The organism is Halobacillus sp. (assembly GCF_049282395.1).
Classification (GTDB): Bacteria; Bacillota; Bacilli; order Bacillales; family Halobacillaceae; genus Halobacillus.
This window is the reverse complement of record NZ_JBAPTY010000303.1, coordinates 1-8,113: the sequence shown is the minus strand read 5'-3', so window position 1 is coordinate 8,113 and position 8,113 is coordinate 1. Positions and strand designations below refer to the sequence as shown.

At 40.5% G+C, this 8,113-nt stretch carries 12 protein-coding genes and 1 tRNA gene; 7 read left to right on the top strand and 6 right to left on the bottom strand.

The window, feature by feature from the left end:
* On the bottom strand, window positions 1-443 hold a 443-nt coding region (locus WAM07_RS13095; RefSeq protein WP_422167503.1), incomplete at its 3' end, for a CotY/CotZ family spore coat protein.
* A 190-nt stretch (window positions 444-633) separates the two neighbouring features.
* Between WAM07_RS13095 and WAM07_RS13090 the strand changes: the two genes are divergently transcribed.
* The 5 genes from WAM07_RS13090 (at window position 634) to WAM07_RS13070 (ending at window position 2,990) form a co-directional block, all read left to right on the top strand.
* Window positions 634-846, top strand: a complete 213-nt coding sequence (locus WAM07_RS13090; protein ID WP_422167501.1) for a hypothetical protein — start codon at window positions 634-636, stop codon at window positions 844-846.
* A 299-nt stretch (window positions 847-1,145) separates the two neighbouring features.
* Entirely contained in the window at window positions 1,146-1,481 is a 336-nt protein-coding gene (locus tag WAM07_RS13085; RefSeq protein ID WP_422167499.1) for a DUF1360 domain-containing protein, read from the top strand.
* Window positions 1,478-1,693, top strand: coding sequence for a hypothetical protein (locus WAM07_RS13080; protein WP_422167497.1), 216 nt, complete (start codon window positions 1,478-1,480; stop codon window positions 1,691-1,693). The genes WAM07_RS13085 and WAM07_RS13080 overlap by 4 nt, the downstream gene beginning before the upstream one ends.
* Window positions 1,694-1,762: 69 nt before the next feature.
* A complete protein-coding gene (locus WAM07_RS13075) occupies window positions 1,763-2,056 on the top strand; it encodes a hypothetical protein (RefSeq protein WP_422167495.1) in 294 nt (97 codons plus the stop codon).
* Window positions 2,057-2,078: 22 nt separating this feature from the next.
* Window positions 2,079-2,990 (top strand): MBL fold metallo-hydrolase, encoded by a 912-nt coding sequence (locus WAM07_RS13070; protein WP_422167494.1) that lies wholly within the window; start codon window positions 2,079-2,081, stop codon window positions 2,988-2,990.
* Here the strand turns inward: WAM07_RS13070 and WAM07_RS13065 are convergent.
* The 4 genes from WAM07_RS13065 to WAM07_RS13050 form a co-directional block, all read right to left on the bottom strand.
* On the bottom strand, window positions 2,970-3,647 hold the full coding sequence (locus WAM07_RS13065) for a DUF421 domain-containing protein (protein ID WP_422167492.1): 678 nt from the start codon (window positions 3,645-3,647) through the stop codon (window positions 2,970-2,972). The genes WAM07_RS13070 and WAM07_RS13065 overlap by 21 nt on opposite strands.
* Before the next feature lie 108 nt (window positions 3,648-3,755).
* Window positions 3,756-4,178: a GNAT family N-acetyltransferase gene (locus WAM07_RS13060; RefSeq protein WP_422167490.1), complete on the bottom strand. Its 423-nt coding sequence runs from the start codon at window positions 4,176-4,178 to the stop codon at window positions 3,756-3,758.
* 4 nt (window positions 4,179-4,182) lie between these two features.
* Window positions 4,183-4,698, bottom strand: a complete 516-nt coding sequence (locus tag WAM07_RS13055; protein WP_422167488.1) for a 2'-5' RNA ligase family protein — start codon at window positions 4,696-4,698, stop codon at window positions 4,183-4,185.
* Between the two features lie 35 nt (window positions 4,699-4,733).
* On the bottom strand, window positions 4,734-5,459 hold the full coding sequence (locus WAM07_RS13050) for an alpha/beta hydrolase (protein ID WP_014642606.1): 726 nt from the start codon (window positions 5,457-5,459) through the stop codon (window positions 4,734-4,736).
* Between the two features lie 242 nt (window positions 5,460-5,701).
* Here WAM07_RS13050 and WAM07_RS13045 point away from each other — a divergent pair.
* Window positions 5,702-5,774 (top strand) — tRNA-Val (locus WAM07_RS13045).
* Between the two features lie 207 nt (window positions 5,775-5,981).
* Window positions 5,982-6,113, top strand: a complete 132-nt coding sequence (locus WAM07_RS13040) for a hypothetical protein (RefSeq protein ID WP_422167485.1) — start codon at window positions 5,982-5,984, stop codon at window positions 6,111-6,113.
* Between the two features lie 1,733 nt (window positions 6,114-7,846).
* Here WAM07_RS13040 and WAM07_RS13035 read toward each other — a convergent pair.
* Window positions 7,847-8,074 carry a hypothetical protein gene (locus WAM07_RS13035; RefSeq protein ID WP_422167484.1) on the bottom strand — a complete coding sequence of 76 codons (228 nt, stop codon included), beginning with the start codon at window positions 8,072-8,074 and terminating at the stop codon, window positions 7,847-7,849.
* Window positions 8,075-8,113: the final 39 nt, after the last annotated feature.

The window sequence follows — 8,113 nt, the reverse complement described above, 5'->3', positions numbered from 1 at the left end:
CAGATGCCGGAAGCGCGCAGGTTTCTGCAGCTTTGGTCAGCAGGAGAGTTCGGATCAAATCTATGATGATGATGGTATCCATCAGATGATTCGTCTGTTCCCCCTACATTTCCGTGATGATGGTCGGCGAACAATAGCTCAACTACTGCACATCCGTCGTCATCCACAGATTTAACACGGAAGAAGAAGCTCCCTTTAATTTCGCATTCGTCTCCGCTTCTTTTTGAACCGTATCCTTTGAAAGGTTTGCACCCCTCTTTACAGTAAAGGATAACTGGAACCGTATCGAATCCAGAACCTCCGCCTGTGTCCCCTAAAAGATCAGCGATGGATTGTTCACAGCTCGTCATGCATTCGTGGATGACATCATTTTGAGCATCAACGATATCTTTAAGGATATCAATGACACAAGAGCCACTATCGAATTTTTTACCACAACTCATATTTATTTTCCCCTTTCCATACGAATTGACGTATTGTCTTTACTAGAATATGTTTTGACCCATTGAGGGTGTGGGCATTTGTCATATTTCCTGAATTCTGTAACTTTTTTATCAAATATGGGCATTAGACCATACTCCAGGATGACAAACGCATAGAGTAACAATGAATTCGAATAAGGAGATGAATAGCATGTCTGAGAAGAAAAAGGTCATTCGTGTGAAAGACCTTGTTATTGAAGCTGAAAACGTATTTATTGAGCCTCAGCGTAAAGAACACCATGACCGTAATGACCGTGTAGATCCGTTTTTCGGAGGCCGACGTAGAAAAGATGAGGTAGCTGGTGAATCAAAAGATCGCCACGATGAGTCTTCCAGCAGCCGGGGCGGATTTTCCTGGATTTAACTGAATAGTTCATCAGCCACTACAGAGCAGCGTAGTGGCTTTTTCTTTATGGTTTCAGTTGCGTTAATCGCTGTGGTTGATCAAAAGTTCTTCCATAATTGAGCATGTTAGTGGAAGACTCAGGTTCTAGGTGTTCACGGTGAACGTACTGCAGCCGAGGGTACAGCGTCTTTTTCTGTCTTGCATTTTTCGAAACACAAAGTAATCGAAAACGGCTGTACAGATTAAGGGGTTCGTTGAATAAATTAAGGAATACAGAGATTTACAAATGCCATGATTTTGAAAGGGGAGATTAAGGAATGGAGAGTATAACATGGTTGGAACTATTATTGCTGGGGCTTGCGAGCTTTCGGCTGACAAGGCTGATTGTAGATGATTTCATTATGGAGTGGCTGAGAAAACCTTTTTTCCATACAAAAGTGGTCGAGGTGAAAAGTGGAGAAAAGGAAGAATGGGAAATACCCAATGGCTGGATCGGGGAGGGGCTGAGCTGTCAGTGGTGTGTCGGTGTCTGGTCGGCACTCATTAATTTTCTTCTATATTATTATATTCCTTTTGGATATTTTCTGGTGCTCATCCTGGCCATCGCCGGTTTACAATCCATTTTCTATAAATGGAGTGAAAAGCTCTCATGAGTGAGAAAAAAGATAAAACAATATTTGAAGTTTTACAGGAAATCAATGAGGAAACGTCGAAAAACTATGGAATCATTAAACAGCCTGAGAAGAAGTTCCAGGGCTGGGATCAGGACATTCAAGCCTGGGACCGCCGGTTTTCCAAACGGATGACGGATATGGAACGCTTCTTGAATAAGCAGATGGGTAAAGTCGAACGGTTTTTTGAATAAAGGATGCGTAAGGGAGGTATATCAGGTTCGGAAAAAGGGTATGGGTATATAGACGAGGAGGAGTTATAGATGGGATATATATTGCCGGTTAATCATTATCAATATAAGGATTATCATGATCGTACGATCCAGACCGAACGCTCTCCTTTTATGCTGGAACAAATTTTTAAAACGACGCTCGATAACCGATTAAAGCAGCATGAGCAGTCGCGGGAAGAGGACCGTCTCGAATATCAGGAAATGAGCCGCAAGCTTTTTACCTCTAAGGATATGCATGCCGTGAAGAATCCATGGAAGCCAGCTCATGAAAAAGTATATTCCGATGTAACAGGAAAAGGGAAACACTTTAGCGAAAGTATTTAGAAAAGCTAAAGGAGTTGATCTTGTGTCTTTTCATTCCATCAATGAACACTGCTATTACTATAGCGGTTCCGTGAATATCGGATACATTCATAAAGGAACAGACGGCCTGCTGATTGATGCCGGCCTGGACCGTTCCTCTATAAAGAAGGTGCTCAAGGAGCTGAACGAACGCGAGCTTCCATTGACGCACCTTTTTATTACGCATGCTCACGCCGATCATTACGGTGGAGCGGCTTATATCCAGCAGAATTACGATGTCTATACGATCGCCCCCGCCTTTGAAGAAGCCGTGCTGAAGTACCCGGGTCTTGAACCGCTGTATCTGTTCGGAGGCAATGATCCGTTAGAAGAGCTGCAGAATAAGTTTCTGCAGGGTCCCGCGATTACCATTGATGAAGTGATCGAGGAGGGGATGTTTCAGGCCGGAGCCATTGAAGGAAAGACCTACCTTCTGCCGGGCCACAGCTACCACCAGCTTGCTCTTCGCGCTCACGGTATTCTTTACGCAGCGGACAGTTATTTTGGAGTCGATACTTTACATAAACATAAAATTCCTTACAATTCCGATGCTGATCGAACACTCAAAAGCCTGAACCGATTACTGACCATTTCGTGCGACGGCTATGTACCTGGCCACGGAGAGCTGGAAGAGGACGCGTCGGCTACCATTCAAACCAATATCGATTATCACGAAGATATCCTGGATACGATGGAAAACGTTATTCAGGCACACGAAAAAGGGATCAGCCATGAAGAGCTTGTCGCGACCATGTGTGATCGCTATCATGTAAAAGCTCCTCAGCTGTCCCAGTGGTTATTGTACCGGACGGCCGTTACGGCGTATGCGATTGCTTTAGTGAAGCAGGGAAGGGCGGTCCATCAGATTCAGGACCATCGTTTCGTTTTTACTGGGCTAGAAGCCGATCAAAAATAGCTGCGGCTCGCCTTCTTTATATTCAGCGTAAAGGACGTCCTCCGGTGAGTTGAAATTCTGCGACTGCAGCTGACGTTTCAGCCAGGCTTCGTCCTGACTGATTTCTTTTAAGTTGTCCCAAATGACTTCACCATCACTGATCAACGTACGTGGAAGTGGAACAGCTTGTGGCGACAGGTTCATGTCCCCCCGGGTTACATTTTGATATTGCGACGCTTTTAATACGGATACGGTTCCGTCCGTTTCAAGCACGGCATACTGCACTTCCTGCACCGAAAATACGTCCTTCGACCGCAGCAGATGCTGTAATTGATTGATATCCAGCTTACTTTTCTTCAGCTGATTACGGTCGATGTCGCCTTTGTAAATGATCAGGGAAGGGCGGCCCTCCAGCAGCCCGCGGGTCGATTTATATTTTTCTGTGATAATTTCAGTAACATAGATGAGAACGCCCCACAAAAGTACGGCAAAACCAATTTGAAGAATGCCGACTTCTTTATCATAAAGCGCATTACCCACAAGCTCTCCGAGTACGAGGGCAGCGATAAAGTCAAACGCGGTAATTTGGGTGATTTGTGTTTTTCCTAGTACTTTGGTGAGAATAAATAAGGCTGTAAAGCCGAATAAGGTTTCAACCGTTATTTGAAGATAATCCATTTATGATCACAGTCCTCGTAAAATTGTTTATTCTTCATTGTGGACAAAAAGGAGAGGACCTAAACGAAAAAAACTGCCGATCCGAGTGGATCGACAGTTTTTTTCGTTTTATAATGTTTTTGTCATCGTGACGTGCGGGATACCTGCATCCATAAATTCGTCGGAAACGGTCTCATAGCCTAATGATTGATAGAAAGCTTCCGCATGCGTCTGCGCATTCAGCTTGGAGGCTTGATACGCATGATCTTCAATGAGGGATTCCATAAACATAATCATCTCTTTGCCATACCGCTTGCCCCGGTACGGGCGCTTCACGCAGATACGTTCAAGCTTTCCGTAATCACCGACAAACCGCAGACGAGCCGCAGCAATGGGCTCACCGTGTTCGTAGCCTACAAGGTGAACAGCCGTCTCATCGTATTCATCGATTTCTAAATCCTCAGGTACGTTCTGTTCATCAACAAAAACGACGCGTCTTACGTGAAACGCGTCGTCTTTCTCTTGTGGACTTCCAACCTGTCTGATCTCCATGTGCTTACCCCTCCCCGAGACGGAAGGTTTCATACACACTCCAGGCGCCGTTCTCCAGCTGATAAAGAAGCTGGAAGCGGCCAACGTTATCCTGAATGTCGAATTTGTTCATGCTTAAGCTGCCGTATACATCGAAGAACTCATCATCTGAAAGCTTCTGGGCAATCGTAATGTGAGGAACGAATTTAAAATCTTTTTTATCCGGCAGGCTGCCTGTATGAAGGTTATCATTCAAAGCGAAAATCTCCTCAGAGGGCTCTACTTTCAAGTAAATCGTATTCGTTACCGGAGAAAAGGAACTCACTTTGTAGATGCCGTAAGAAAAAGGCTCGGTATTCTTCGCAATTTCTTTTAATTCAGGAATGATTTTTTCCTCGATCTCACTTTCTTCCGCTTCGAATGGTTCTTTGACTGTAATGTGTGGCGGAATCAAAGCATAGTGCGGGTCATAGCGTTTACGATAGGAATTCGCGACATCTTGTACTTTTTTTGATGGAAATACTGCAATACCGTATCTCATGGAAAATACCCCTCCTGATTCTTATTTCAATTCTTTTATTCACCAAAAATGGTTAATAAAGCTCGTTTGAAATCCTTCTGCCACGTGCCCCAAGTATGATCGCCTTCAAGCTCGTGGAACGTATAGCTGCACGGACGTCCGGTCAAGTAGTTGTTTAAGTCACGGTTCGGCTGCAGGAAGTTCTTCCTGGCACCTTCCGTGGTCTCCACATCATACTCCTGATCACCAATCGTATGGTAAATCGTTAAGGAAGACATATCTTTTGATGACTTAATCACTTCAAACACGTGTTCATCCACATAAGGGCTCTGCATAATCACATTGCCAAAAACATTCGGAAACTTCACCGCTGTCATGAACGAAACCGTTCCAGCAAGCGAATCCCCGACAAGCGTCCGACCACTGCCCATATGATAACCCGGCAGCTCTTCATCAAGGAACGGAACCACTTCGCGGATGAGGAAATTCACATATTCCGCTTGTTTCTTCCCGTCCGGATGATATTTATCCTGTCGATCGTACTTGTCCCTATAATGAATACCGATAAAAATGGTATTCTCAATCTTTCCTTCACCGTGCAGCTCATCACTAAGCGTAGCCGCACGTCCCAGCTGGAAATAATCGTTACCATCTTGCATAATACAGAAATGGTACTTATACAAGGGGGAGAAATTTTCTGGGGTGTACACTTTTAGTGTCATTTCTTCATCTAGATAGCTACTATTAATCGTATATTCAGTCATGGATCCTTTTCTACCCAATCCGATTACCTCCTAACATGCAAATAAGCTCCTATCAGAATTCCCTCTGCCTTCTGTACATAAACGTACCATAACTATTTTATCATATAATTATGTAAAAAGTAGAGAAGACGAAGAAAGCGCTTGATAAATAGGATATTTTGAGGATATTTACACGTTCTTCACAAAAATTTAAAATTCTGTTGACACGAATTCGGTTACGTTGTATATTATTAGTTGTCAGACGACATCTTATTACATACGATTCCGTAGCTCAGCTGGGAGAGCGCCACCTTGACAGGGTGGAAGTCGTTGGTTCGAGCCCAATCGGAATCATCCATACAAAGTGCCGGAATGGCGCAGTTTCTCATCCAGAGAGAGGCTGCGTCATTTCTTTTGTTTTTTAGAGAAAGTGGACCAAATGATTTTTTTGGTTCATTATGAGTAAATTTTTATAACTAATTTTTTAGAAAAATGACGAACGAATTAGCTTCCTAGTAGCTCCCTACTCTGACACGTATAGTGAAGAAGAGAAAGTATCATATGGTTCCGAAGATCCACAAGAAAAAAATAGAAGAGTGGGAAGCATTAACTCTAGATGAAAAGCTTGATTTAGTTATTCGTTCAATTGAATTTGAGCTTGATGATAATGAAGCTAATGGAACCCCCTTCTGAAATGATTAGTACCCAGAAGAGATGGTAGAAGTTATAGATCAGTACAAAATATGGAGGGATTTGAAAGCCTGCGTATGGATGGTTTTACAGTTTCTGCTCATGTAGGGATTAAGGGGCATAAGACGAGGTTAATGCAATTCAAGAATTCTTCCCAATAGTTCTTTGTTATCAAATTATATTATATATACTATATATAATTTTTAATATAAATTGTAATTTTCTATGTAATTTTGGTCTTAGACATTTGTAATGTTGTGTACCTTGATTTTGCACTATACATTAAATAATGGTTTATCTTTGAAGAGTTGCTGTAACAAATTAAATGACATCCATAATGACTTACTTCTATTTACTTTTAATCATCTTTTCCTGGAGAATAAAATCAGATCGAGCTTCAAGAGGTTCTCAATCTCAATTAAAAAAGCTTAGTTATCCCTTATTTAATTAGGTGAACACATGGGCGGCATGATGTGATAGCGCCCAAAATCCTTTCAACATAGGGTTTGAGAACAATTTGACTGTTTTTTTAAATCATTTGCTAAATCTACTGGCCTCTCAAGAGTTCATAAACTTTTGAAAGGCTTTTCTTTTATTATAAAAGATGCATATGTGGCAAATGGCTTTTGAAATAATTGCTATAAAGGGACGGTTATCTTTAAAATGAGTCTTCAAGTATAGGGCAAGATTGTTGAAGAATTGATTTAGAGATAATGCTCTTAATTACAAGGGAAATCGGTGAATTGATTTTTTAAATAAAGTGAAATAAAAATCTAAAAATATTAACCCAATTACATAAGTAATAAAAGTAAAGGCCATATTCCATCCATGACCGTACGCCACTTTATCAAAAAACAGAGCTGTCATTTCTGCCCCGTTTAAAAGTAATATAAATACAAGGTACACGATCCATCGCTTCCATTTCCGAAAGTAAATCATGTAAGTGAATATCAGAGCAGAGGCTGGATTAAAACCTAGATCGATATTGATAGAGTTGAAAATTAATAAATCTGTCTGTGGATATAGGGTCCAAAATCCCAGAGCCATTCCAATTTGATTACAGGTGATCGATATAAAGGATATAAAAGGAACAACAGTAAAAAATAAGATCGGAACGCGACGACACATTAGAATAGCAATTGACCAAGGAATAATAAATCCAACAATAAAATTGAAAAAAATTATACTCACCCCCATTTTTTGTATTGTTATTATGTACAGGATATGTAATTTATATCGAAATATCTAAGTAGAAATTAGTGAAAAATTAATGTGTGTAGTAGAAAAGTGGTTATGAAGTGTCCTGTAATGTAGTTGGATATACCTAAAATAAGTTAAAGAATAAGGATATGGAACTCACCATAAATTATTATTTGAAGTCTAATTAGTGGAGGAAATATGAGTGGAGTTAGCTCTTTTTTGTGAAAGTTTTGTCGAAGATTTTAATAAAGAGTTGGGACGGGAATTGACAAGTAAAGAAAAGGAATTCTTATATTGGGTTGCTCAGTTCACATAGAGAATGAAGAATAAATTTTACTATCAACTACTTTTAACATCTGAAAGTCAAAGATGTGTGTGAACGCAAGTTTAGAGTTCATCATTTTTGCCGAAAGGCGGGTTAGGGGAATTGCAAGGAATGATTGAAACCGTTGTAAAATACATGAAACAAATGAGTGAGGGGAAATAAGAATGCGATAAGCAAGGTTTAGAAGTTACCTAAGTTAGTAATTCATATTTTATTTACTGACTGTTATGAGAATGGGATGATTTTTGGATGATAACCAAATATTTTCTTTATAGGTGAAATATAAACCACGTTTAGCGGCAATGTTTTCTAAATAATCACTCTCATGGAACATTGCATTTGAAAGTTTACCTGAAGAGATATTGGTAAGTATAGACAAGTAATATCCTACTAGCTCTTTATCTGAAAAGTTGTAATATGGGGAGTTATTTACTTCCATTTATATGATCCTTTGGTTTTAATAAACAAAATGTACCAC

Bases quoted from the DNA above. Each gene is read 5' to 3' on its own strand.
- WAM07_RS13090 (WP_422167501.1), top strand. From the start codon at position 634: ATGTCTGAGAAGAAAAAGGTCATTCGTGTGAAAGACCTTGTTATTGAA.
- WAM07_RS13040 (WP_422167485.1), top strand. From the start codon at position 5,982: ATGGTTCCGAAGATCCACAAGAAAAAAATAGAAGAGTGGGAAGCATTA.
- WAM07_RS13060 (WP_422167490.1), bottom strand. From the start codon at position 4,178: ATGGAGATCAGACAGGTTGGAAGTCCACAAGAGAAAGACGACGCGTTT.
- WAM07_RS13065 (WP_422167492.1), bottom strand. From the start codon at position 3,647: ATGGATTATCTTCAAATAACGGTTGAAACCTTATTCGGCTTTACAGCC.
- WAM07_RS13035 (WP_422167484.1), bottom strand. From the start codon at position 8,074: ATGGAAGTAAATAACTCCCCATATTACAACTTTTCAGATAAAGAGCTA.
- WAM07_RS13055 (WP_422167488.1), bottom strand. From the start codon at position 4,698: ATGAGATACGGTATTGCAGTATTTCCATCAAAAAAAGTACAAGATGTC.
- WAM07_RS13075 (WP_422167495.1), top strand. From the start codon at position 1,763: ATGGGATATATATTGCCGGTTAATCATTATCAATATAAGGATTATCAT.
- WAM07_RS13080 (WP_422167497.1), top strand. From the start codon at position 1,478: ATGAGTGAGAAAAAAGATAAAACAATATTTGAAGTTTTACAGGAAATC.
- WAM07_RS13085 (WP_422167499.1), top strand. From the start codon at position 1,146: ATGGAGAGTATAACATGGTTGGAACTATTATTGCTGGGGCTTGCGAGC.